Origin of the sequence: Extibacter sp. GGCC_0201 (genome assembly GCF_017566055.1) — a bacterium.
In the GTDB taxonomy this organism is placed as follows: domain Bacteria; phylum Bacillota; class Clostridia; order Lachnospirales; family Lachnospiraceae; genus Extibacter.
In genome coordinates, this window is the sequence record NZ_JABFCH010000012.1 from 17,277 (window position 1) to 42,572 (window position 25,296).

Sequence of the window (25,296 nt, forward strand, 5' to 3'; positions counted from 1 at the left end):
TTTTCTTGCAGATTTAATTACCTTACCATATAGAAAAAATGGAGCATACATTATATGAAAAAAGCATTGCTGTTATTAAAAAATTTCATATTCATATTTATAGTGATAGCACTTTTTTCCTATATAATTTGTATGAAATTCTATCCCGATAAAATGAAGGAATTGACAGGCTTTCAAACGTATGTCATCTTGACAGACAGTATGGAGCCTACAATTCCGGTAGGATCTCTCGTTATTGACAGATGTCTTGATGATGAGGATGAGATAAAAGAGAATACTATTATATCTTTTAATGTAGACCGCCTTGGTGATGATGTCATCTTCACCCATTATTTTAAAAAGAAGGAAGTTGATGAGAGCGGCAAGGAGCGGTATTACACACAGGCGGAAAATGCAGACCGCTATGATGATTATAAAACTTACAGGGAAGATATATTAGGAACATATATGTTTCACATTCCATATGCAGGAAAGGTCGTCCAGTTCCTGCAGAGTCCTTTTGCCTTGCTGGAGCTTGGGATTATACTTATTATACTGCTTATCCATCATCTGCTCTGGAATAAGTTCGACAGGGAAGAAAAGGCACAGATGGAATTACAGATGGCCGAAAATGCTGGTGATCTGGTATTAGATGCACCTGATTCAGCACCTGAACAGACAAATGAGAAACCAGGGGATGAGCGGCCCGTGCAGATGACAGAGTCAGATGACGGTGTAGTCAAAGTGTCAACGGAAGCAGGTACAGAGACAGAAGAAGTGCCGGAAGTACCGTATATCGTCAATGACGTATTATTCGGCTACCGCACGGCAGCATCGTCCGGGGCTTTTGAAAATAGCAGTGCAGGATTCACGCTGACGGTAGGAAGGAATGGGATCCTTCGACTTGAAGTACATAAAAAGAAAGAGGGCAGCACGAAGATTGCGGTCGTTACACTTCGCAAGAAGAGCATTAATAAGATTAAGAGAATAATGAAGGACAGTGTGCTTGTTATTCAGAATCTGCCGGAGACGCTGGATAATGGATATTCTGTCGGGACGGGCAGTTTCTTCATCTTCTGTGGCAGGGAGGTGGCAGCCTGGAACATAAAGCGTAATAATATAAAAAAGACGAGATTGAAAGACTACGAATATTATAAAAAGTATAAAAAGAATATGCAGTACGAAAATGATGTGCTGGATATTTTTAAAAAGGTCAAAACTGTTTTAAAAGAGGAAGGCATTAAATTAAATCTTGATTCAGTGGAGATAAAGGCTGGAAAACAGAGCTAGCAGGGGGCGGGCAAGCGTCCCGCCTCTGCTGTAATATTGTTATAATACAAGGGAAAAATAAAAATGAAAAATATCCCAAGAAAAGTGTTGACAAATAGAAGAGTATATAGTATATTAATTATTGTTCTGAGGAACAAAAACACAACATATGCGACAGTGGCTCAGTTGGTAGAGTACGACCTTGCCAAGGTCGGGGTCGCGGGTTCGAACCCCGTCTGTCGCTTTGAACATCTAATATTTGAGGTGCTTTCGCTGCTTTGCTTAAAAAGTACGATTGGAAGTACAGTTGATGACAATAGATACTGAAATAATAATCCAAGCATATTGGGAGATTATTTCGGTATCTATTTTGGTTTTAGGAATATTTGTCTTTCGTTCTGATTGCGGTGATGATATACTGAGTATAGAGAGACATGTGAATCATTCTAATTGTATCAGGAGGTGGATTATGAGTAATAGAGAACGCCAAATGCAGATATTAAAAGAGATACTGGTAGAAGATTTTGAAGCAAAGGAAGCCGGGATGCGCGGGGGCAGTACGTTGTTCGAAGTGACTTCTATCAAAGGGGTAGAGATTCCGGAAGGTCTTACTGTCATCGTTAATTATGATGATTGTGGAAAAGTGAGATGGGTTGGCCCGTCCGTCCCTCTCTACATGCCGAATGTCTCGGAGGAAATCGATGATATGCGCTTTATGGGGAACCTGAATGTGTTTGTCATGAAGAAAAAGAAGGTGCTTAAGCAGATACACAGATCTCTCGATGGAGAGGCATTTGCTAAGAGGGAGAACACATGCAGCCTGAGAGAATTACTGATATGTGAGTAGATGAAGCTGCAGATATGACATTCTGGTTCATGGCTGCTACAGAGCATCAGAGCAGCTTACGATATGGCAGGTCCCGGATTGGGGATCTGCTTTTTCTTTCGGACTCAATACAGAAATGGAGAGTTTCTGGAATATATGATACTGGAAGTCGCATTTCAATTGTGGTATACTTTACATCATGACCTGATATCAGGGTATGAACTGCTATGGCCCACGGTGGCGTGGCATCCATGGTTAGCAGTTATGAATTAAGGAAACGGACGGTGATAATATATGACAGAAAAAAGAACAGTCAAAGTAGCGCTTCTCGGGCTGGGAACAGTCGGAAGCGGGGTATACAAGTTAATTGAGAGACAGCAGAAAGAGATGGTGCACAAAGTTGGTGCGGACCTTCGCATCAAAAAGATACTTGTACATAATATAGGCAAGAAGAGGGATGGCGTGGAGGCGTCTCTGCTGACCGACAGGTGGGAAGATATCATAGATGACAAGGAGATAGAGATTGTCATTGAAGTGATGGGAGGAATAGAGCCGGCCAGGACGATGATACTTGAGGCGCTTAATTCCGGAAAGAATGTCGTCACAGCCAACAAAGACCTTGTGGCTGAGTATGGAAAAGAGCTGCTGGACGCAGCTGAGAACAATGGCGTGGATTTTCTCTTCGAAGCTGCGGTTGCAGGGGGGATTCCGATTATCCGTCCGTTGAAACAGTGCCTGGCGTCTAATGAGATAGACGAAGTGATTGGAATCATTAATGGAACGACCAACTATATTCTGACAAAAATGTTCGAGGACGGCATGGACTTTAAAGAAGCGCTTGCGAAGGCGACGGAACTTGGCTATGCGGAAGCCGACCCCACGGCAGATATAGAAGGGCTTGATGCAGGGCGGAAGGTGGCTATAATGGCGTCTATCGCTTTTCATTCCAGGGTAGTGTTCTCTGATGTATACACGGAGGGCATAACCGGAATTACGGCCAGAGACATTCAGTATGCACAGGAGTTTAAAAGTGTGATTAAACTGCTCGGTGTTGCGCATAATACAGAAGACGGCATAGAGGTAGGAGTCTATCCGATGCTGCTCCCAAAGGACCATCCGCTGGCGTCGGTCCGGGATTCTTTCAACGCGGTCTTTGTCCATGGCGACGCGGTCGATGACGCTATGTTCTACGGAAGAGGGGCAGGAGAGTTCCCGACGGCAAGTGCGGTCATGGGCGATGTCATAGATGTGGCAAGGGATATCCAGTACCACTGTACGGGCAGGATCAGCTGCACATGCTACAGGACGACGCCAATCAAGAAGTTCGATGATGTGAAAAATAAGTTTTTCCTACGGATGCAGGTGGATAACAAGCCGGGAGTTCTGGCTGCGATTGCAAGCGTGTTTGGCGTCCACAAGGTAAGCATATCGAAAGTCGTACAGAAGATAATCAAGGACGGGACAGCAGAGCTTGTCATCGTTACGGAAGCGGTGAAAGAATATCATATGAAGGATGCGCTGGAGCACTTGAAGGATATGGAGACGACTCGGGAGATAAGCAGTATCATCCGGGAGTATTAGGAGTTAAAGATTTGATATGGAAGAGTTAGTAAAACAGAATCCGCTGGCGTCTGAAAGAGTGGGCAGGCTGATAGCAAAATTTGCGGTTCCGGCAATCATCAGTATGCTTGTCAGTTCGCTTTATAATATAGTGGACCAGATCTTCATAGGACAAGGGGTAGGCATGCTTGGAAATGCGGCGACGAACATTGCATTTCCGGTGTCTATCATCTGTACGGCGACAGCCCTTCTGCTCGGTATCGGAAGCGCTTCTAATTACAACCTGGAGTCTGGTGCAGGTAATCCGGAGCGTGCGGCCAGGATAGCAGGGACAGGCCTGTCCCTGCTTGCGGTGAGCGGTGTGCTCATTGCCGGTGTCGTGCTCATATTCTTATATCCGCTGCTGCATCTGTTTGGCGTCACGCCGGACGTGCTGCCGTATGCCCTGGATTATACAGGGATAACGGCATTCGGCATCCCGTTCCTTGTGCTGACGACCGGAGGGAACCACCTCATCCGGGCGGACAGAAGTCCGACCTATTCCATGACGTGCATGCTCACGGGAGCAATCATCAACACGATTCTGGATCCGCTTTTTATCTTCGGATTCCACTGGGGGATTAAAGGGGCAGCCTGGGCGACGATTATCGGGCAGATTATCTCCGGAATTATGGTGATTATCTATTTTATGAAGATTCGTCACATGGAGCTTACGGCTTCCATGATGCGGCCGAAGGGGATTTATCTCAAGGCAATCATGTCACTTGGGATGGCGGCGTGTATCAATCAGATTGCCATGGCTGCCGTACAGATTGTAATGAATAATACGCTGCGCCACTATGGAGCGTCCTCAATCTATGGTACGGACATTCCGCTCGCCTGCGTAGGGATCATATCAAAGGTGAACATGGTCTTCATGGCTATCTGTATCGGAATATCCCAGGGGTGCCAGCCGATTTGGGGATTCAACTATGGTGCAGGTAATTTCGGGAGGGTGAAGGAAACATATAAGAAGGCGGCGGTCATCTCTCTTGCGGTTGGAATTATATTTTTCTCGGCATTCCAGATATTCCCGAGACAGATTGTCAGCATATTCGGCAGTGGCAGTGAGGAATATTTCCATTTTGCGGAACGGTATTTCCGCATCTTTATGCTAATGACGTTTATAAACGGCTTGCAGCCGATGTCATCCGGATTCTTTACGTCTATCGGAAAGGCGAAGCTTGGTATCGTGGTGTCTCTTACGAGGCAGGTCATATTCCTGCTGCCGCTGATTGTGCTTTTTCCGCTGTTCATGGGAATTGACGGAGTCATGTATGCAGGGCCGATTGCGGATGCGGCGGCCGCGGCGGTCGCGATTGCATATGCGTACCGTGAACTGAAAAAGTTTGGCCATTGCCCTTCGCAGGATAATATGCTAGAATAAAAAGGTAAAAATTAAATAAGAAAAGCAGAGTAGAGATATGTGCGTTAAGTGCCAGCCGGACGGGGAGTTGCCGGCAGGACGAAAAGCATGGAGCTTGCGGTACATATCTCGCATCCCGCTGCTACACATAGACAGAAGATACCTGCTGTGCGTAGCTTTAAGGAAAACTACTGCAAAGGAGGTATTTTTTATGAGAAAAATCAAGTCACTGTTCACGGACTCCTTTCAAGAGTTGAGAAGCTTAAAGACATTGGCGATGTCTGCCATGCTGCTTGCGATTGCGGTTGTGCTGGGGTTCTACACGCTGCAGCTTACCGACTACATCAAGATTGGTTTTGCGTATATCGCAAACGAGCTTGCCGGTATGATGTTCGGTCCGGCCGTGGGAGGCGTGGTAGGAGGTCTCGCGGATCTGGTAAAGTATCTGGTGAAGCCTACGGGTCCTTTCTTTCCCGGATTCACCATCAGCGGACTGCTCGGCGGCATCATCTATGGAATCGTGCTCTATAAGAAACCGCTCAGCATGAAGCGGATTATAGCTGCCAATGGGCTGGTGACGGTGCTCATCAACCTGCTGCTGAATACGTACTGGCTCACATTGCTGTACGGCAATACGTTTGTTGCGCTTCTACCGGCCAGGGTTGTGAAGCAGATAATCATGCTGCCGATTGAGGTGGTCCTGTTCTATGCGGTGGCGAAAGTGCTCTCCAGGGCACACCTGTTTGCAGGCGGAGGGAGAGTCGCAAAGCAGTAGGCGGCTAAGAATATGCGGGCCGGGAGGTCCGGCAAGTTAAGAATCAGGGCAAGTGTCGTGGCAGCCGCCGGACATTTGCCCTGTTGTCATGCTGCCCTGTTGCTATGCTAAGGTTGAGAAGATGACGAGGAATAGAGGAGGAGAGAACAGATGCCGGTTGGAGTGATTGTGGACAGCGTATGCGTATTTGTGGGAGGGATAGCAGGAGCGCTTCTCGGGAAGCGGCTCGGCAAGAATCTGTGCAATACGCTGACGCTTGTATTTGGCGTGTGCAGTATGACATTGGGCATCATGAGCATCATTAAGATGGAACAGATGCCGGCCGTCATATTTGCCGTCATACTCGGGACGCTCGCCGGAGAGCTGCTGCGTCTGGAAGACAACATCGCATTGGCGGCGGAGAAGGTACAGGCGCCGGTGGCGAGAATCATGAAGACAGATACGAAGGACAGTAAAGACACATTTATGGCAGAGTTCATCAGCATCCTCGTATTGTTCTGCGCCAGCGGCACCGGCATATTCGGGGCACTGCAGTCGGGCATCACAGGAGACCATACTATCCTCATATCAAAAGCCATACTGGATCTGTTTACGGCGGCCATATTCGCCGCAAGCCTCGGGTTTATCGTCTCGCTCGTTGCAGTCCCCCAGTTTGTCATACTGCTCCTGCTGTTTCTGTGCGCAGGACTCATCATGCCGATGACGACAGACAGGATGCTGGCGGACTTCACGGCCTGCGGAGGCATCCTCATGCTGGCAACCGGTTTCCGGATTGCAGGAATCAAACGCTTCCCTGTCGCCAATATGCTGCCCGCCATGGCACTCGCCATGCCATTTTCGTGGATATGGACCCAGATAATGTAATCCGGAGCCGAGTTGGGGACGGGGGAAATTGAGATTTCCCCCGTCCCCAACTCGTTTTGTGGTGTCCCCAAATGGCTTGACATTTTGACGAAAGTATAGCATGCTATATATGGATACTGTCGTTATACTAAGGATAAGGGTGATGGCATGCAGGAAAGGCTACCGGTAGGTTTCGTATTTAAGCAGATTAACAATGTATATGAGAAGGAATTCAACAATTTGCTGCGGACGCTGGGCATTACAGCGTCACAGTGCGCAGTACTTGATTATCTGTTTTCCAGCAGGAAGGAAGAAGTGAACCAGAGGGATATCGAGAAGGCGCTCAGCCTTAAGAACCCTACGGTTACGGGACTTCTGAAAAGGCTGGATGAAAAAGGGTTCATCCTGATCGTGCCGAGCAATAGAGATAAGAGATGCAAGATTGTATACCTGACGGAAAAGGCGTATGATATCCAGCGCAGGATGGAGGCAGACCGGAAGAAGATAGATAAAAAGCTTACAATCGGCATGACGAAGAAAGAGAAAGAGGCGCTTCAGAAGATGCTCGGGAAAGTGCTTTACAACATATCAGACCCATAGGAGTTTCCAAAAGGGACAGGGCAAAGGCGAATTGGGGACGGAGGAAAATGAATTTTCCTCCGTCCCCAATTCGCCTTTGCCCTGTCCCTTTTGCATAATCGGAGTTTGTTGAGAAAAGACTATCAATAATTACATTGCGCTTGCTATATAAATTTGCTTATGATATATTTGTTAATGTAAATGATAATCAATATCAATATATGGTATAAGGAAAGGGATTTGATATGCCTGTAGAAGTTGTAGCTTATATGCTGACAGTTGAAGATGTGAAGAGGCGGCTGCAGTTCCAGCTCATCCTGCAGTGTGCGCCGTTCTTGAAAGGGATTAAGGTTGCGTGTATTACGAACGTGGATAAGGATGTCTGTCAGGAACTCAGGATGGTGCTTGCAGGTACCGGAATCGAATATAGAATACTGGCTGTGAGAAAAGGCAGATGTCTGGTGTTTTTTTTCAGGCGGGCGGCCTTTGAGGAATATCTCAACCGGAAGGATATCAGGGATTTTCTTTCTTTATATGGGTACGGATGTGCCGACAAGGAAGCGGACGTTGACGATATCCTGCAGAGGCTTTCCGCCAGAATCTGCTGCTATTCCAAGGAAGACATAGCGTTTCCGCATGAGATAGGAGCTTTCCTGGACTATCCTCTTGAGGATGTGAAGGGATTCATAGACAACGGCGGCAGGAACTGCCTGATTACAGGATACTGGAAAGTGTACGGCGACCCGGAAAAGGCGCAGATGATATTTCTTGCGTATGACAAGGCAAAGACAAGTGCCGTGAATGAATTTCTGGCAGGCAAGCATATACGGGATATCGCATGTGAGGCAGCATAGGAATATTGGAAAGTTGGCAAGTATAAGGAGGTACAGATATGAACATACCAGTAGTATATTGGAGTGGAACCGGCAATACGGAACAGATGGCAGAGGCTGTTGCGGAAGGAATCAAAGCCGCAGGGCAGGAGGCCGATCTGTGCAGGGTGGACAGAGCAGATGCCGGTAGGATGGCAGAGCTTAGAGCTTTTGCCCTTGGGTGCCCATCCATGGGAGCGGAAGAGCTGGAAGAAGGCGAGATGGAGCCTTTTGTGCAGGCATTGGAAGGAAGCCTGTCCGGTAAGACGCTCCTACTGTTCGGCTCTTATGGATGGGGCGACGGCGAATGGATGAGAATGTGGGAAGAACGCATGAAGAACGCGGGAGCAGTACTGGTAAACGGAGAAGGCGTCATCGCAAATGAGGTACCCGACGATACGGCAGTGAAAGCATGTGAGGATGCCGGCAAAGCGCTGGCGGCAGCAGTGTAGGCTGATTTGGCGAAAAAGGAGCGTGGCATAGTTGAGTGTAGTGATTATAGGTGGCAATGAACGGATGGAGCAACAGTATAAGCAGATTTGTAAACGTCATAAATATAAGGCAAAAGTATTTACGCGGATGTCCGGTAATCTAAAAACTCAGATAGGGCAGCCGGATCTGATTATACTGTTCACTTCTACGGTGGCCCATAAGATGGTCCACTGCGCGCTGAAAGAGGCGGAGCGGTACAATATCAGGGTAGAGCGCGCCCACAGCAGCAGCGCGAATGCGCTGGACACTGTACTTCAGAACATAAAGTCAGCATAACATATGATGTCGGACATAATGGCACAAGACAGCGCAGACAGGTATCCGCGGCCGGAACCTGTCTGTTTTTTTGCCCTTTTCTTTGACTTTTTACCCTCCGTACTAAAGATTACATAAAAGGGACAGCTATTTTCATGACAGAAGAGAGAGATTATGTTATCATAATGGATAGATTACGCAGGAGGTATGAGTGATGAGCTACGCAGATAAAGTGTTTATAGATATGTGCAGAGATATCATAGATAACGGCACGGATACAAAAGGAGAGAAAGTGCGCCCGGTGTGGGAAGACGGGACGCCCGCCTACACGGTCAAAAAGTTCGGCGTCGTCAACCGATACGACCTGTCAAAAGAATTCCCGGCACTGACGCTCCGGAGGACGGCCATCAAAAGCTGCACCGACGAGCTGCTCTGGATATGGCAGAAGAAGTCGAGCAATATTCATGACCTGAACAGCCATATATGGGACAGCTGGGCAGATGAAGACGGCTCCATCGGCAAGGCTTACGGGTATCAGATGGGCGTCAGGCATCAGTACAAGGAAGGCATGTTCGACCAGATTGACCGTGTCATCTATGATCTGAAGCACAATCCATACAGCCGGAGGATCCTGACGAACCTCTATGTCCACCAGGATCTGCATGAGATGGCGCTGTATCCATGTGCGTACAGCATGACGTTCAATGTGACAAAAGAAAAAGGCAGCGACAGGCTGACGCTGAACGGAATCCTGAACCAGCGTTCCCAGGACGTGCTGGCAGCCAACAACTGGAACGTATGCCAGTATTCCGTGCTTCTCTACATGCTGGCGCAGGTGTGCGGCATGAAGGCCGGAGAGTTCGTCCATGTCATCGCAGACGCGCACATATACGACAGGCATATCCCGCTGATAGAAGAGCTGATAAGAAGAGAGCCGCTTCCGGCCCCTGTATTCTGGCTGAACCCGGAAGTGAAAGACTTCTACAGCTTTACGCGTGATGACGTGAAGCTGATAGACTACAATACACACGAACAGATAAAAAATATACCGGTAGCGATATAGGAGGAAGACGTATGAATCTGATAGTAGCGGTAGACAAGAACTGGGCGATAGGACTGGGCAACAAGCTCCTTGTGAGCATTCCACAGGACATGAAGTTCTTCCGGGAGACGACGAAGGGCAAGGTAGTGGCTATGGGGCGCAAGACGCTGGAGAGCTTTCCGGGCGGACAGCCCCTGAAGAACAGGGTAAATGTCGTGATGACGACGGATAAAAGTTACAGTACGAACGGAATCGTGCTTGTACATTCTCTTGAGGAAATGCTGGACGAGCTTAAGAAATATCCGTCTGAGGACATCTATGTCATCGGCGGCGAGACGATATACCGCCAGCTCCTTCCTCATTGTGACCGGGCATATATTACCCGGATTGACCATGCATATGACGCTGACACATATTTCCCGAACCTGGATGAAGACCCGCAGTGGGAGATGACAAAGACGAGCGAGGAACAGACATATTTCAATCTGGAATATGTATTTACCGTATACGAGAGGAAGTCATGAACATTTTAAGCATTACGGCCCAGAAGCCGGAGAGTACAGGAAGCAGCATCTATCTGACAGAGCTTGTGAAGACATTTGCCGCCCAAGGGCATAAGCAGGCGGTCATAGCCGGAATCTATGAGGACGACGCCCCCCAGTTCCCGGAAGGCACCACCTTCTATCCGGTCTGCTTTTCAAGCGAAAGACTCCCGTTCTATATCACGGGCATGTCCGATGAGATGCCGTACAAAAGCACGCGCTACCGTGACATGACGGATGAGATGGCAGAGCAGTTCAAAGAGGCATTTCTGGAAGCAGTTGACAGGGCGGCAGAAGAGTTCCGGCCGGATCTTATACTATGCCATCACCTGTACCTGCTCACAGCCATCGTGAGGGAGCATCTTCCGGAGCATAGAATATACGGGTTCTGCCATAATACCGACTTGCGGCAGATGATGAAGACACCGCTGCGGCGCGGCTACATCGCAGAGCAGATCCGCAGGCTGGACGCGGTATTTGTGCCGCAGACTGCCCAGGCGGAGGGCGTGGAACGGATATATGGGATGGAGAAGGACAAGATACATATGGCCGGAACAGGTTATAACCAGGAGATTTTCTATTATAAGGAGGACAGCCCTAGAAGAGACGGCGTTCTTCGGCTCGCATATGCTGGAAAGATAGCGGAGAAGAAAGGGGTCATGAGCCTTATCCGATGCCTGAGCCGTCTGCCGTATGAGAGGGAATCCCTTGTCCTGCGCCTGGCGGGAGGAGCGGGAAATGAAGAAGAATACAGGGAGATTCAGCGCCTGGCAAAAGAAGCGCCGTATGAGGTGGAATTCCTGGGAAAGCTGCCGCAGCGCGAACTTGCCAAGGTGTATAATGAAAGTGACATCTTTGTCCTGCCATCTTTCTTTGACGGTCTGCCGCTGACGATAATAGAAGCGCTGGCCTGCGGCGACAAAGTCGTCGTGACAGATTTCCCCGGCATCCGGGACTGGCTCGGTAAGGAGGCGCCCGGCGCACCGGTCCTCTATGTATCCATGCCCCGGATGCGCCATACGGACGAAGTAGTGCCTGAGTCGCTGGAAGGATTTGAACGGGAGCTTGCGGCTAAGATAAAGGAATGTGCAGAACTTCCGGCGGCGGGCCGAACAGACATCACGCACCTGTCCTGGAAAAATATCTGCGAAAGAATATTGGAAATCAGTTGACATATGTGAGTCAAATCAACTATAATAACATTAATTATCTGAGAAATGCTATGACAAGGAGGAGTACATAATCCCCTGATGCAAAGAGAGAAGATGGCTGGTGGGAATCTTCGTGACGGAATTATGGAAGTAGCCTTTGAGCAGTGAACCGAAAGGACAGGAACAGGATGTCCCAGTAGACTTCAACGCATTCCCTGCGTTAACGGGGAACAATATCGGAGATGGAAAGAAAGGTTTGGAAGGCTCCTGTATTGGCTGAGTGCAGAGGGTGCAGCTCTCTGAAATTAGGTGGTAACACGGATGCAATATTCGCCCTAAGCCGGAATGGCTTAGGGCTTTTCTTTTCGTCCGGGAGATTAAGGAGGTAGTTTATGAAAAGAATCAGTGGGAACAAATTATTGGTAAAGGCGCTGAGAGAAGAAGGTGTAGATACGCTGTTTGGATATCCGGGCGCCTGTACGATTGACATCAGCGATGAGCTGTATAAACAGGATTATACGAAAGTAATTCTGCCGAGGCAGGAAGTGGCGCTCGTCCATGAGGCCGACGCATATGCCCGCTCTACCGGGAAAGTCGGCGTCTGCCTCGTCACAAGCGGACCTGGGGCTACGAATCTTGTGACCGGACTTGCGACGGCCAATTATGACAGCGTGCCCCTCGTATGTTTTACGGGACAGGTGGCGAGACATCTCATCGGCAACGATGCGTTCCAGGAAGTCGATATCGTCGGCATCACGAGAAGCATCACCAAATATGGAATCACGGTGCGGGACAGGGAAGACCTTGGGCGTATCATTAAAGAAGCCTTCTATATCGCTCGTACAGGGAGGCCGGGTCCGGTACTCGTAGACCTGCCCAAAGATGTGATGGAAGAGCTCGGACCTGCGGAATATCCGGAGGAAGTGAACATCCGCGGCTACAAGCCGAACACGCATGTCCATATCGGACAGCTCAAGCGGGCAATCAAAATGCTCGGAAAGGCCAAACGGCCAATCTACCTGGCTGGGGGCGGTATCAATATCGCCCGTGCCAATGAAGCATTTACAAAGCTGGCGGAGAAGACGAATGTGCCGGTCATCACGACAGTCATGGGGCGGGGAGCGATTCCGACCAATCATCCGCTCTACGTGGGCAATGTCGGGATGCATGGCGCATATGCGGCCAACATGTCTGTAAATGAATGCGACCTTTTATTCTCCATCGGGACACGGTTCAACGACCGTATCACCGGCAAGCTGCATTCCTTTGCGCCCCATGCGCAGATTGTACATATCGATATCGACACGGCAGCCATATCTAGGAATGTACAGGTGGATGTACCGATTGTTGCGGATGCCAAAGAGGCTGTCGAGAAGATGCTTGAGTATGTAACGGAATGCGATACGCAGGAGTGGCTCGATGAGGTGAACGAGTGGAAAGCCGGACATCCGATGGTGATGAAGCAGAAGCCGGTCATGACGCCCCAGGATATCATAGAGAAGATCAACGAGTTGTTCGATGAGGCAATCATCGTTACAGACGTAGGGCAGCATCAGATGTTTGCGGCACAGTTCGTGGAACTGACGCAGAAGAAGCGCCTGCTCATGTCCGGGGGGCTCGGGACGATGGGATACGGCCTGCCGGGTGCGATAGGCGCCAAGATTGGCAATCCGGACACTCCTGTCATCTCCATCTCAGGTGACGGTGGCATGCAGATGAACATACAGGAACTGGCGACAGCCGTGTTAGAAGAACTTCCAATCATCTCCTGTATCTTTAACAACAGCAATCTCGGCATGGTCCGGCAGTGGCAGAAGCTCTTCTACGGAAAGCGGTATTCCATGACCTGCCTCCGCTCGGGAGCGTCCTGCCGGGGGAAATGCGGGGAAGTGGCATGTCCGGAATATACGCCTGACTTCATAAAGCTTGCAGAGAGCTATGGAGCCAGAGGAATCCGTGTGACAAAGAAAGAGGAGATAGCAGCCGCGTTTGAAGAAGCAAAGAAGAGCACGAAGACGCCGACCATCATAGAATTCACCATCGATCCGGAGGACTTGGTATATCCGATGATACAGCCGGGCGGAACGCTGGAAGACATGATTCTGGACTGTTAGAAAGGAGAGAGGGCAATGAGTAATGGAAATGGAATGAAGAAAAGATGGATATCCCTGTATGTGGAGAACCAGGTAGGTGTTCTCTCGAAGATTTCCGGCCTGTTCTCCGGAAAGTCCTACAACATGGATAGTCTTACCGTGGGCACGACAGAGGATCCGACAGTTTCCAGGATGACGATAGCGACCGTCAGCGATGATGAGACGTTTGAACAGATTAAGAAGCAGCTGAACCGGCTCGTAGAGGTGATAAAGGTCATCGACTTTACAGACATATTCGTAAGGATGAAAGAGATCCTGTATGTAAAGGTACGGAAATGTACACCAGAGGATAAGGTAGAGCTGTTCCAGATAGCAGAGACATTCAAGGCGAAAGTGATAGATTACGGCAAAGACAGCCTGCTTCTGGAGTTCGTCCAGACGGCAACGAAAAATGACGCGGTAATCAAGCTGATGAAAGAGGAGTTCCAGAGCATAGAGGTCGTAAGAGGCGGAAGCGTGGGAATCGAATCTATCAGCATGATGGAGAGGTAGGTGCCTGTTTTTACAAAAAACAGAGTGCACTCTTGAATTCTGTCTGGTACCGTATTATAATTAGAACAGATAAAAACAGAAGTTTTCCAGGACGGAGGAATGAGAACATGGATAAGAAAAATATAGACTGGTCGAATCTGGGATTTGGGTATGTTCCGACGGATAAGCGATACGTTTCCAACTACAAAGATGGGGCGTGGGATGAAGGGATGATGACCTCCGATGCCAATGTAGTCATAAATGAATGTGCAGGGGTGCTCCAGTATGCGCAGACGATCTTCGAAGGGATGAAAGCGTATACGACAGAAGAGGGGCATATTGTAACATTCCGCCCTGACCTGAATGCGAAACGGATGGTCGATTCAGCAAAACGTCTTGAGATGCCGGCATTTCCGGAAGACAGGTTCGTGGATGCGGTAAAGCAGGTTGTGGAGGCAAATGCGGCTTATGTGCCGCCTTACGGTTCAGGCGCAACCTTGTATATCAGGCCATATATGTTCGGCTCCAATCCAGTTATCGGCGTAAAGCCGGCTGACGAATACCAGTTCCGGGTATTCTCGACTCCGGTAGGCCCGTATTTCAAAGGCGGGGCGAAGCCGATTACAATCCGCGTGTGCGATTTCGACAGAGCCGCGCCGCACGGGACGGGACACATCAAGGCAGGGCTCAACTACGCCATGAGCCTTCATGCGATTATGAGCGCTCATGCGGAAGGATATGACGAGAACATGTATCTGGACGCCGCCACAAGGACAAAAGTGGAGGAGACCGGCGGAGCCAACTTCATATTCGTGACGAAGGACAATAAAGTCGTAACACCGAAGTCAGACACGATACTGCCTTCCATCACAAGACGTTCCCTCATATATGTGGCCAAGGAATATCTTGGCCTGGAAGTGGAAGAAAGAGAAGTGTACCTCGACGAGGTGAAAGACTTTGCAGAATGCGGCCTCTGCGGAACAGCAGCCGTAATCTCGCCGGTAGGGAAAGTTGTCGACCACGGCAGAGAAATCTGCCTGCCAAGCGGTATGGAAGAGATGGGGCCGATAACAAAGAAGCTGTATGATACATTGACAGGAATCCAGATGGGACAGATAGAAGCACCCGAAGGATGGATTTGTGAGATATGTTAAATAAATAACGGGGGACGTGATCTTTTTCAAAAAGATCACGTCCCCCGTTATTTATTTAACACGATGGCTCTGTATGATGAGGCGTACGGTCCGGTAGAGGAACGGCTTATACTGTTCGATCGGCAGGGGCTCTTCGAACAGTATAGAATTGTAGCAGGTAGACCCTGCGAGTTCTACGATGGTGAACAGCATCACATCTTCATCTTCGTATGCATGTGCGTCGCCCTCCAGCAGCATCATATATTTATCGAAGAATATGGCGTCCGAGCTTTCTCCGGAAAGCAGGGCGGAGCGCAGGGCGCCCATGACGAGGTTCTTCGATATGAAGTTGAGGAGGGCTTTGTTGCCGACCAGCTCGTTTACGATATGGTCGATGATGAAGATGAGCTGTTCTTCCAGCCCGCTTATCCTGGCTTCCTCCATCGCCGTACCTGCCTTGGTGAACAGCTCGTGTGTCTTGTGGGCTATGAGCTTGTTCTTGATATCATACTTGTCTTTAAAATACAGGTAGAACGTTCCTTTCGCCACGCCGGCCTTCTCCACGATATCAGATATGGACGTGCCGTTGATTCCTTTTGTGACAAACAGCTCGTAGGCTGTGTTGAACAAGGCTTCCTTCTTCTTCTTCTTGTTTTCGTCGATTTTCCCCATAATGCTTTCTCCTTGATTCGTATAACTATACAAAATGAGCTGCCCACATGCACAGTATCCATTAGTTTTTCATAGTATAACAGAAAAATGACCAAAAGTCAAAAATAGTATTGACTAATGGTCATTTTTGGTGTATAGTTTCAACTGAGTTAAATGACTGATGGTCATTATTGTACAGACAGGAGGATGAAAGCAACATGATGGTGAAAATCGGGAAATGGATTGCAAAACATAAGAATATCATCTTGATACTCGGATTACTTCTGATCGTCCCGTCTATCATCGGGATGAACATGACGAGAATCAACTATGATGTACTAAGCTATCTTCCAGGCAGCCTTGAGACCGTAAAAGGACAGGACACCCTGGTGGACGAATTCGGAATGGGCGCCTTTTCCATGGTCATCGTAGAAGGTATGGAAGAAAAAGATGTAGCGGCGCTGAAGGAAGAGATGAAGGCAGTAGATCATGTGGCGGATGTCATCTGGTACGATGATCTCATGGATATCAGCGTTCCGATGGAGATGATTCCATCCAAGTATGAGAAGGTATTCAAAAATGGAGATTCCACGATGCTCGTGGCGCTGTTCGACAACACGACTTCTTCAGATGAGACGATGGATGCGGTGACGCAGCTTCGGAAAATAAGCGCGAAGCACTGCTTCATAAGCGGAATGTCAGGTGTGGTGACGGATATCAAGTCGCTGGCTCTGAGCGAGATGCCGATCTACGTATTGATTGCGGTCGTGCTCTGCCTGATCATTCTGGCGCTCACGATGGATTCGTGGATTACGCCGTTCATATTTATGTTCAGCATCGGTATCGCCATCCTGTACAACATGGGGACGAATATGTTCCTGTCCGACGTATCGTATATTACGAAGGCGCTGGCCGCGGTGCTGCAGCTCGGCGTGACGCTGGACTATTCCATCTTCCTGCTGAACAGCTATGAGGAAAATAAAAAACGGTTTCCGGGCGAAAGGAACCGGGCGATGGCACATGCCATCTCCAATACGTTCAAGTCGGTCGTGGGAAGCTCTGTGACGACGATAGCCGGGTTTATTGCTCTCTGCTTCATGACCTTCAAGCTCGGCACGAATATCGGCATCGTCATGTCCAAAGGAGTCGCGATCGGCGTCGTGTGCTGTGTCACTCTTCTGCCGGCCATGGTGCTCACATTCGACAAGTGGATCGACAAGACGACGCACAAGCCGATACTGCCGGACCTTGGGAAGCTGTCCGCATTCATCACGCGGCACAATAAAGTATGGCTGGCAGCGTTCCTGATCCTGCTTATTCCGGCCATCTATGGCAATGCCCGCACGGATGTATACTACAATATCGACAAAGGGCTCCCGGATACGTTGAAAAGCTCTGTGGCCAATCAGAAGCTGGACGAAGATTTCCACATGAATAACGTCTATATGGTGATGCTGAAGAATGACGAGATGGATCAGAAGGAAAAAGCAGAGATGATGGAACAGATAGAAGGGGTTGACGGCGTGAAATGGGCCATCGGCATGGAATCTGTCGTCGGTCCCGCCGTTCCGGAAGATTTTATTCCATCCGGAGTGAAATCAAAGCTGCAGAGCGACAATTATGAGATACAGTTCATCTGTTCGGATTATAAGACTGCCACCGATGAAGTCAATGAACAGGTCAAGTCGATCGACAAGATCGTGAAGAGCTACGACAAGGAGTCTATGGTGATTGGAGAAGCTCCGCTGACAAAGGATCTGACGGTAATCGCAGACAGCGACATGCGGAATGTAAATGTCATATCGATCATTGCTATATTTATCATCATCTGCCTTGTGTTCAAATCCATATCACTTCCGGTCATACTCGTCGCGATCATCGAGTTTGCCATCTGCGTCAACATGGCAGTCCCGTTCTATACGGGTACAGAGCTGCCGTTCGTGGCAAGCATCGTCATCGGGACGGTACAGCTTGGATCTACGGTCGACTATGCGATCCTCATGACGAGCCGGTACCAGAAGGAACGGAGCCGCGGACGCTCGAAGAAGGAGGCCATCAGCCTGGCGCACCAGTCGTCCATGAAGTCGATCCTAATCAGCGGCGTCAGCTTCTTTGCCGCAACGTTCGGCGTGGGGCTGTACTCGAAGATAGATATGATAAGCTCGCTCTGCACGCTGCTGTCCAGAGGGGCAATCATCAGCACGGTTGTCGTTATCTGCGTACTGCCGGCGATGTTCATGGTATTTGATAAAGTAATCTGCAGAACAAGCAAAGGATTCTTGCCGAAACAGGCAGAATAATCAGGGAGGTATCTATGATGAGAAAGAGTAGAAAGAATAAGATCATGGCAGGAAGCATGGCTCTAGTGATGGCTGTCTCCATGGCAGGCGTCTCCTGCTGGCACAATATGTCCGCGGCGGAAGTAAAAGCGGCCAACGAGGATGTGGAGACTCTTAAGAAGGCGGCATCCGAAGCGCTTGGCGATACAGACACGAAGACGGACGGGGTATACAAAGACGAGACCGTATATGTGAAGGCAGACGCGGCTGGGAAAGTGACGGACACGACAGTGAGCGAATGGCTGAAGAATCCGGGCAGCGGCGCCTTAGAGGATGCAACAGGTCTTACAGATATCAAGAACGTAAAAGGCGACGAGACATTTACAGGAAAGGAGAATGGCTGCGTCACATGGGATGCGAAAGGAAACGATATCTATTACCAGGGCAGAGCAGAAGAGTCCCTTCCGGTGGACGTCACTATCACATATAAGCTGGACGGAAAGAAAATATCTGCAAAGAAGCTGGAAGGAAAGTCCGGCAAGCTGGAAATCCACATCGATTATAAGAACCATTCCAGACAGACCGTTAAGGTGGACGGCAAGGATGTAGAGATGTACACGCCGTTCACGATGGTGACCGCGCTCCTGCTGCCCACGGACCAGTATAAGAATGTCACCGTGGACAGCGGCAAGATCGTATCCGACGCGGATAAAGATATCGTGCTCGGACTCGGATTCCCGGGCCTTACAGAGAATCTGAACCTTCAGGATGTGGATGTAGAGATACCGGAAAGCGTGACCATCACTGCGGATGTGAAGAAAGTATCTGTCGGTACGACGATTACGGTCGTATCCGCAGATCTGCTGGATAAATTCGGGCTTAACGATGTCAATGACTTCGACAGCTTCAGCGACTCTATCGACGAGCTGTCCGACGCGGCCAGTCAGCTTAAGGACGGGAGCAGGACGCTGGCGGACGGAGTGAATACGTTAAACAGCAAGACGGGTGACTTGAAAAGCGGTGTCAACGAACTGGCGGACGGCGTGAATGCGTATGCGGGCGGCGTAAGCCAGCTTGCACAGGGCAGCTCAGAGGTGGCGGCAGGCGCACAGAAGCTAAAAGACGGAGCCACGCAGGCACAGCAGGGCATCCATGATGCCAAGACGGGGGCGGATGCGCTCGTTGCGGGATATGACGACCAGAGCACAGGTGCAGTCATGGCAGCCAATGCGCTGAGCAGCAATCTGAGCGCATTGAGCCAGAAGCTTGGAAGCGGCAGCACATCCGTCCAACTGACGGACGCGCAGAAGGCTGAGATAAGTGCCGCCGCCAATGCGATGGCGCAGGCAGCGGCACAAAATATCACTGACGATATGTTTACGACTATGGGTACGACGAGAGACGCCTATATCCAGAATCTGGCTGCAGCATTTGTGCCCGCTTTGACCGAGAAGATTACGGCCGTAGCACAAAATGCCGCTGCGACGACAAGCTCTGCAATCAAAGGATCGGTAGACCAGCTGGCAGGAGTCGCACAGAAGCTTGCGGGCGGGGTAGGAGAACTGAGAAACGGAACCGCCAGCCTCCAGGACGGCCTTGGTCGGCTCAGCGACGGCAGCGCCGAACTTGTGAACGGCACGGCAGCCCTGTATGATGGTGCGGCTGCCCTCCAGCAGGGTGCGGCAGCCTTGAATGAGAAGAGCAGCCTGCTCATCACCGGCACGTCAAAGCTCAAGGACGGCAGCAGCCAGATGGGGTCAGGCGTCAGCCAGCTGGCTGAAGGGGCCGGTACGCTGGCTGACGGAATGTCAGCGTTCAAGGCAGATGGCATCGATAAGCTGACAGAGGTATTCAAAGGCGATATCGAAGGAGTGACGTCCCGGATCAACGCCATGATGACGCTCGGACAGAATTACAGATCCTTTGGCGGAATCCAGGACGGCATGGATGGATCTACTAAATTCATCATTGAGACAGAAGCCGCAGAATAGTATCAATCCTCCTTCGCAGTGCAGGAGGCCCCGGACAGCAGGCCGGAACATTCTCCCGTGTATAAGAGGGTGAGCCGGTGCATGGCCCTCGTGCAGGCAATATAGAGCAGGTTACGGTCATGCTCGGAGCAGTAGGTTTCCCTATTGGCATGGGGAAGGATGACTTCGTCAAATTCCAGCCCTTTCGACATCTTGACAGAAGTGACAGTGACACCGTTGTGAAACCTGCTGCTGTCCGGGGAAATGAGCTGCAGTCCACATTCCGGAGACAGGGCGTCAAAGAGTGCTTTGGCGCTCTTGTCTGTTTTGAGGATTATTCCAAGGGAAGCATTATTACTTCCGTTAAAATCATCTATCGCTTTTTTGATTCGCAGCAGCTCATCCCTCTCGTCCAGGCAGCATATGACTTCCGGCGCTTCGCCGTGGCGCGCCACAGGCTCAAGTGCGGCATTATTCCGTATGCTTTTTGCAAAGGTCATAATCTCATATGTGGAGCGGTAGCTCTTGTTCAGCTCGGCAAACTGCGCGCCTTCATAGAGGGCAAGCAGATCATCAAGGGAATAGGACTGATACGGATTCAGCGACTGGCCGAAATCCCCCAGAATCGTCTTCGGGCAAGGGAACAGCATGTTGATAACGGCGTACTGTATGGGAGCATAATCCTGCATCTCATCAATGACAAGATGCTTCGTAATCCTGCTCTGCGCCAGACCTTCGTATGCCGCATAAAGATAGAGGAAGGGGTACACGTCTGTCCACTCCAGCGTCTTCTTCCTGGGCATGACGAACAGCTCAGGGTGGCCTGTCTTCCTGTAGAAATCCTTGTACAGGGCGAGCGGGCTTTTTACCGTGAGCATAGCGGTGAGAGCTTTCATAACCGCCTGGAGTTTTGGCAGGTCATCCCCCATGAGGTTGTCGGACTCGAAACGATGGAAGATATCCTTGGCCACCAGAGGCAGCCTTTTTCTCAGGGGATGGCTCTTATATGCAAGAAAGCGTTTCTGGATCCATTCGCCGGAGACAGAGAAGCGGCCACAGGTGTAAGCCACAGGAGCAAAGGCAGTATAAGGCAGTTCTGCAATATATCTATCCATAAGCAAGACAAACTCCGGGGAAGACTTGTAGCGGATCCGTTCTGCAAGATTCGCGTCCTCCGTCTCCGATGGATTCCTTTCGGATTCAAAATAAATCACACGTTCCAGATGAATCGCTGCAATTTCTGCAAAGCTCAGCTCATAGACCGGCTCTTCTGCCAGTTCTGGAATCACGCCCGATATATAATCGCCGAATACCTTGTTTGGTGAGAGTATCGCTACATTGTCAGCAGTCAGCCTGTCTCTGAAACGGTAGAGCAGAAAGGCGATTCGATGCAGGGCCACAGAGGTTTTGCCCGAGCCTGCAGCACCTTGTATGACCATCGTCCCCGCATGGCTGCTTCGGATGATCTTATTCTGCTCCTTCTGTATCGTCGTGATGATAGACTTCATCTTTTCATCCGATGTGTGTGACAGCTCTTTCTGCAGGATATCATCCTGGATGTGGGAGGAGCTTTCGATAGCATATTCCATCTTGCCGTTCCGGATCTTGAACTGTCTTTTTCTCGTCAGCTCCCCTTCGATCCGCCCGGTCGGCGCGTCATAGCCCGCAGGCCCTGGCTCATAGTCGTAAAACATGCCGGACACAGGCGCGCGCCAGTCATAGACCAGTATTTCATCGTCATGGCGGAAGGTGAAGCGTCCGATATAGAATGGTTCCGGGTCTTCGCTTTTGCGGCCGAAGTCGATTCTTGCAAAGTAGGGGGAATCTTTCAGCTTTGCCAGCCTGTCTCTTACCCCTGCTGAGAAAGCCCCGGTATGGTCCGTCTGCCTGAGAAGCAGTTCATTCTGGAACATCTCATGGGGGTCAAGCTCTCCTCTGTATTCTGCCATATACCGCTTGGCGTCCCGGTATTCCCTGTCGATTTTAGAGACATCTCTGTCCGCCTGTGCCAGGGCCGCGTCCAGTTTCTTGTTTGTCTCATCCAGATGAATCATCTCATCCGGATACGGGATTGGATTCGCAAGGACGAAACGCTGTGTGGGATAGCCATATTCCTCCAGCAGTTCTCCCTCGGCAAATCCAAGCTCCTTCAGTTCTCTGCGCTGCCCGGTATCTGCCCGGTCGCCGTCACGGTATGTCGTTATACTGATTTCCCTTCTCCCCATAAGCTCATGCATGACCTTGTGAAGCAATGCTCCCGGCACCCCCGTCTTCCGATACAGGGGATGAGTTCCCATAAAGTCTATGCTGCCATTTCTGGCGGAAAAGAGCAGGATGCCGACTGCGGTACTGCCGTCCTTCAGGATGACGGCCTCTTTTTGCCGGATACTCTTTTTCAGCGCTTGTATATATTCCTCTTCATCAAGGTGCGGATATCCGCCAACGACGAGCCGCACCAGTTCCATCCAGCAAGGGATATCTTCTTCGGCTGCAAACGTGATATCCCATGCCGTGTCATCCGGATTCTCCAGCATCTCATAATTTCCTTCCAGCTTGAACTTAAGCTGCAGCGGATAGAACCGTTCGGATTCCCTGTATCGGTTCGGAGGCTGCTTATACATGGCGGTAAAGATATCTGTAAATGCCTGCTGGCTCTTATACCCCGCCGCAAGCGCTATGTCCAGAATCGGCCTGTCTGAAAAGACGAGCAGCTTGGCGGCTTCTGTCAGCCGTCTGCGTACGATATATTCATGGATGGTAATACCGACGGTATCCGTAAATACGCGGTGCAGATGATACTTGGAATAGTGGAGCGCTTCCGCGACAGTGTCCAGATCTGTCTTGTCACTCAGATGTCCTTCCAGATAGTCGATGACAGATATGACATGTTCAATATGTTTCATAGGCATAATTCGTAGCGTCAGTTTACAAGGGCACACACGCCTCGCACCGTAGTTTTTGGCTTATTTGCGGCGTTAACGTCAATCGGCGTACGTCCAGTACGCCTCATTCCGTTTCCTTGCAAATAAGACAAAAGCTTCGGACGAGGTCATAGAGTTTTGAATTGCCATTTTGTGATTATACAAGGCAGACGATTGAAGCGTGCTGGCTGCACGCTGATTGAGGATAACGTGGCAGAATCACAAAATGCCAGTTCAAAACCGTGTGTGCCCTTGTAAACTGACGCTATCCTCCTTCCAAATATTCATTATACAATCTAACAGCCCGTTCTGTTTCATCTTTCTTGCGGTTTGTGAAGGATTTCTTTTCCAGCCGTGGCAGATGGAAGCGTACCGCAGTCGGAATCACTACTTTATAAAATGCCGGACGCGTGATATACTTATATACGTATGGACCAAGGAGGAAAAACATGGAAGCGTATACAAGTTTTGCTTATGTCTATGATACGTTTATGGATAATGTTCCATATGAAGAATGGACGGAGTATATAGTGGGAATCTTAAGAGAATATGGGATAGAGGACGGGCTTGTGCTGGATCTTGGCTGTGGCACGGGCAGCATGACGGAACGTCTGGCGGAACAGGGTTATGATATGATCGGGGCCGACAGCTCGGAAGACATGCTTCAGATTGCCATGGACAAGCGTTCTGCAAGCGGGCATTCCATCCTATATCTGCTGCAGGATATGCGGGAATTTGAGCTGTACGGAACCGTGCGCGCAGTCGTAAGCGCCTGCGATTCTATCAATTATGTCACAGACCCGGAGGATTTGCTGGAGGTGTTCCGGCTCGTCAACAATTATCTGGATCCCCACGGCATTTTTATCTTTGACTTCAATACAGAGTATAAATACCGGGAGGTGCTCGGAAGCCAGGTCATAGCGGAAGACAGAGAAGAATGCAGCTTCATATGGGACAATTATTATGACAGCGAACGTAAGATCAACGAGTATGAGCTGACGTTTTTTGTCCGGGCTGATGATAACAGGCCCTTGTACCGGAAATATCAGGAGACGCACTACCAGAAGGGCTATACGCTCGTGCAGATACAGACACTGCTGAAAAGAGCGGGACTGGCCTGTCTGGCAGCTTATGACGCGTACACGAAGGATGCGCCGCTTCGTTCCAGCGAACGGATATGCGTCATCGCACAGGAACAGGGAAAATAAAGGAAAGGAACAAGAAGATAGATGAAAGATTATATCGTTAGAGCGACAGCGGCTGACAGCCAGATAAGAGTATTTGCGGCAACGACCGCCGAGACGGTCGAGACGGCGAGACAGCACCATAATACGAGCCCGGTGGCTACAGCGGCCCTTGGCAGGCTTTTGACGGCAGGAGCCATGATGGGGAGCATGATGAAGAATGATTCGGATGTACTTACGTTACAGATTCGTGGAGACGGGCCGCTTGGAGGCATTACCGTGACCGCGGACAGCCGTGCCAATGTGAAGGGTTATGTCAACAATCCGGACGTCATGCTGCCGGCGAAGAACGGCAAGCTGGACGTGGGAGGTGCCGTTGGCATCGGCCTTCTGCAGGTGATTAAGGATATGGGGCTCAAGGAGCCGTATGTGGGGCAGACGATTCTTGTAAGCAGCGAGATTGCGGAGGATCTGACGTACTACTTTGCCAACTCGGAACAGGTTCCGTCTTCCGTGGGCCTGGGCGTCCTGATGAACCATGACAATACGGTGCGCTGCGCCGGAGGGTTTATCATACAGCTCATGCCTTTCGCGTCCGAGGATACGATAAGCCGGCTGGAACAAAGCCTTAAGGACGTGACCTCGGTGACGGAGCTGCTTGACCGGGGCTATACGCCGGAACAGCTGCTTCAGGAGCTTGCCGGGGATCTGGGCCTGGAGATTGCAGATACGGTTCCGACAAGGTTCTACTGTGACTGCTCGAAGGAAAAGGTGGAAAAAGTAGTGGCCAGCATCGGGAAGAAGGATTTGCAGGATATGATCGATGACGGGGAAGATATCGAAGTAAAATGTCATTTCTGTGATGCAGCTTACAATTACACGGTAGAAGAGCTGAAAGAGATTATGAAACGAAGCAAATAGCAAATAAAGTATGGACGGAGGAT

22 protein-coding genes, 1 tRNA gene, 1 pseudogene, 1 riboswitch and 1 other annotated feature are annotated in these 25,296 nt (G+C 49.9%); of the genes and pseudogenes, 21 read left to right on the forward strand and 3 right to left on the reverse strand.

The features are described from left to right. The first annotated feature begins 54 nt into the window (after positions 1 to 54). From HJV72_RS09695 to HJV72_RS09775, 17 genes are all read left to right on the forward strand, one after another. Positions 55 to 1,269 carry a hypothetical protein gene (locus HJV72_RS09695; RefSeq protein ID WP_208070586.1) on the forward strand — a complete coding sequence of 405 codons (1,215 nt, stop codon included), beginning with the start codon at positions 55 to 57 and terminating at the stop codon, positions 1,267 to 1,269. 150 nt (positions 1,270 to 1,419) lie between these two features. After that, a tRNA-Gly gene (locus HJV72_RS09700) sits at positions 1,420 to 1,492 on the forward strand. Positions 1,493 to 1,717: 225 nt separating this feature from the next. Next, a complete protein-coding gene (locus tag HJV72_RS09705) occupies positions 1,718 to 2,095 on the forward strand; it encodes a hypothetical protein (RefSeq protein ID WP_208070588.1) in 378 nt (125 codons plus the stop codon). A gap of 273 nt (positions 2,096 to 2,368) precedes the next feature. Continuing rightward, complete coding sequence (locus tag HJV72_RS09710) at positions 2,369 to 3,655, forward strand: homoserine dehydrogenase (RefSeq protein WP_208070591.1); 1,287 nt, start codon at positions 2,369 to 2,371, stop codon at positions 3,653 to 3,655. Between the two features lie 16 nt (positions 3,656 to 3,671). Further along, positions 3,672 to 5,060 carry an MATE family efflux transporter gene (locus HJV72_RS09715; protein ID WP_208070593.1) on the forward strand — a complete coding sequence of 463 codons (1,389 nt, stop codon included), beginning with the start codon at positions 3,672 to 3,674 and terminating at the stop codon, positions 5,058 to 5,060. 23 nt (positions 5,061 to 5,083) lie between these two features. Continuing rightward, positions 5,084 to 5,183: riboswitch (THF riboswitch) on the forward strand. Between the two features lie 67 nt (positions 5,184 to 5,250). Further along, positions 5,251 to 5,814, forward strand: a complete 564-nt coding sequence (locus HJV72_RS09720) for a folate family ECF transporter S component (RefSeq protein WP_066577656.1) — start codon at positions 5,251 to 5,253, stop codon at positions 5,812 to 5,814. 150 nt (positions 5,815 to 5,964) lie between these two features. Beyond that, complete coding sequence (locus HJV72_RS09725) at positions 5,965 to 6,678, forward strand: DUF554 domain-containing protein (RefSeq protein WP_208070594.1); 714 nt, start codon at positions 5,965 to 5,967, stop codon at positions 6,676 to 6,678. A gap of 147 nt (positions 6,679 to 6,825) precedes the next feature. Beyond that, the gene (locus HJV72_RS09730) at positions 6,826 to 7,257 is read left to right on the forward strand and encodes a MarR family winged helix-turn-helix transcriptional regulator (RefSeq protein ID WP_066577652.1); all 432 of its coding nucleotides are present in this window, start codon (positions 6,826 to 6,828) and stop codon (positions 7,255 to 7,257) included. Between the two features lie 224 nt (positions 7,258 to 7,481). Then, positions 7,482 to 8,090 (forward strand): DUF3793 family protein, encoded by a 609-nt coding sequence (locus tag HJV72_RS09735; protein ID WP_208070596.1) that lies wholly within the window; start codon positions 7,482 to 7,484, stop codon positions 8,088 to 8,090. A 38-nt stretch (positions 8,091 to 8,128) separates the two neighbouring features. Beyond that, entirely contained in the window at positions 8,129 to 8,560 is a 432-nt protein-coding gene (locus tag HJV72_RS09740) for a flavodoxin (protein ID WP_208070598.1), read from the forward strand. Positions 8,561 to 8,591: 31 nt separating this feature from the next. Further along, complete coding sequence (locus tag HJV72_RS09745; protein ID WP_208070600.1) at positions 8,592 to 8,876, forward strand: DUF2325 domain-containing protein; 285 nt, start codon at positions 8,592 to 8,594, stop codon at positions 8,874 to 8,876. Between the two features lie 193 nt (positions 8,877 to 9,069). After that, positions 9,070 to 9,918 carry a thymidylate synthase gene (thyA, locus tag HJV72_RS09750; RefSeq protein ID WP_208070602.1) on the forward strand — a complete coding sequence of 283 codons (849 nt, stop codon included), beginning with the start codon at positions 9,070 to 9,072 and terminating at the stop codon, positions 9,916 to 9,918. An 11-nt stretch (positions 9,919 to 9,929) separates the two neighbouring features. Beyond that, positions 9,930 to 10,421, forward strand: coding sequence for a dihydrofolate reductase (locus HJV72_RS09755; RefSeq protein WP_208070604.1), 492 nt, complete (start codon positions 9,930 to 9,932; stop codon positions 10,419 to 10,421). Further along, entirely contained in the window at positions 10,418 to 11,611 is a 1,194-nt protein-coding gene (locus tag HJV72_RS09760) for a glycosyltransferase family 4 protein (RefSeq protein WP_208070606.1), read from the forward strand. Before HJV72_RS09755 ends, HJV72_RS09760 begins: the two co-directional genes overlap by 4 nt. A 41-nt stretch (positions 11,612 to 11,652) precedes the next feature. Then, positions 11,653 to 11,931 (forward strand) — a binding site (T-box leader). Between the two features lie 51 nt (positions 11,932 to 11,982). Further along, on the forward strand, positions 11,983 to 13,704 hold the full coding sequence (gene ilvB, locus HJV72_RS09765) for a biosynthetic-type acetolactate synthase large subunit (protein WP_208070608.1): 1,722 nt from the start codon (positions 11,983 to 11,985) through the stop codon (positions 13,702 to 13,704). A 15-nt stretch (positions 13,705 to 13,719) separates the two neighbouring features. Continuing rightward, complete coding sequence (ilvN, locus tag HJV72_RS09770; protein ID WP_049727613.1) at positions 13,720 to 14,235, forward strand: acetolactate synthase small subunit; 516 nt, start codon at positions 13,720 to 13,722, stop codon at positions 14,233 to 14,235. A gap of 107 nt (positions 14,236 to 14,342) precedes the next feature. Next, positions 14,343 to 15,368, forward strand: a complete 1,026-nt coding sequence (locus HJV72_RS09775; RefSeq protein WP_208070610.1) for a branched-chain amino acid aminotransferase — start codon at positions 14,343 to 14,345, stop codon at positions 15,366 to 15,368. Between the two features lie 51 nt (positions 15,369 to 15,419). On the opposite strand, the gene HJV72_RS09780 is transcribed toward HJV72_RS09775, so the two are convergent. Further along, positions 15,420 to 16,019, reverse strand: coding sequence for a TetR/AcrR family transcriptional regulator (locus HJV72_RS09780; protein WP_208070612.1), 600 nt, complete (start codon positions 16,017 to 16,019; stop codon positions 15,420 to 15,422). 200 nt (positions 16,020 to 16,219) lie between these two features. Between HJV72_RS09780 and HJV72_RS09785 the strand changes: the two genes are divergently transcribed. Together HJV72_RS09785 and HJV72_RS09790 are read left to right on the forward strand one after the other, a co-directional pair. Beyond that, on the forward strand, positions 16,220 to 18,298 hold the full coding sequence (locus HJV72_RS09785) for an efflux RND transporter permease subunit (protein ID WP_208070699.1): 2,079 nt from the start codon (positions 16,220 to 16,222) through the stop codon (positions 18,296 to 18,298). Positions 18,299 to 18,312: 14 nt separating this feature from the next. Next, entirely contained in the window at positions 18,313 to 20,268 is a 1,956-nt protein-coding gene (locus HJV72_RS09790; RefSeq protein WP_208070614.1) for a hypothetical protein, read from the forward strand. A 2-nt stretch (positions 20,269 to 20,270) separates the two neighbouring features. Here the strand turns inward: HJV72_RS09790 and HJV72_RS09795 are convergent, their stop codons facing one another. Both HJV72_RS09795 and HJV72_RS20330 read right to left on the reverse strand, forming a co-directional pair. Then, on the reverse strand, positions 20,271 to 22,301 hold the full coding sequence (locus HJV72_RS09795) for a HelD family protein (RefSeq protein ID WP_208070701.1): 2,031 nt from the start codon (positions 22,299 to 22,301) through the stop codon (positions 20,271 to 20,273). A 27-nt stretch (positions 22,302 to 22,328) separates the two neighbouring features. Then, a pseudogene (locus HJV72_RS20330) lies at positions 22,329 to 23,150 on the reverse strand (helix-turn-helix domain-containing protein); the annotation flags it as partial. A 467-nt stretch (positions 23,151 to 23,617) separates the two neighbouring features. On the opposite strand from HJV72_RS20330, the gene HJV72_RS09805 reads away from it, so the two are divergent. Beyond that, positions 23,618 to 24,376 (forward strand): class I SAM-dependent DNA methyltransferase, encoded by a 759-nt coding sequence (locus HJV72_RS09805; RefSeq protein WP_208070616.1) that lies wholly within the window; start codon positions 23,618 to 23,620, stop codon positions 24,374 to 24,376. Positions 24,377 to 24,397: 21 nt separating this feature from the next. Then, on the forward strand, positions 24,398 to 25,273 hold the full coding sequence (hslO, locus tag HJV72_RS09810; RefSeq protein ID WP_208070618.1) for an Hsp33 family molecular chaperone HslO: 876 nt from the start codon (positions 24,398 to 24,400) through the stop codon (positions 25,271 to 25,273). The last annotated feature ends 23 nt before the right edge of the window (positions 25,274 to 25,296 follow it).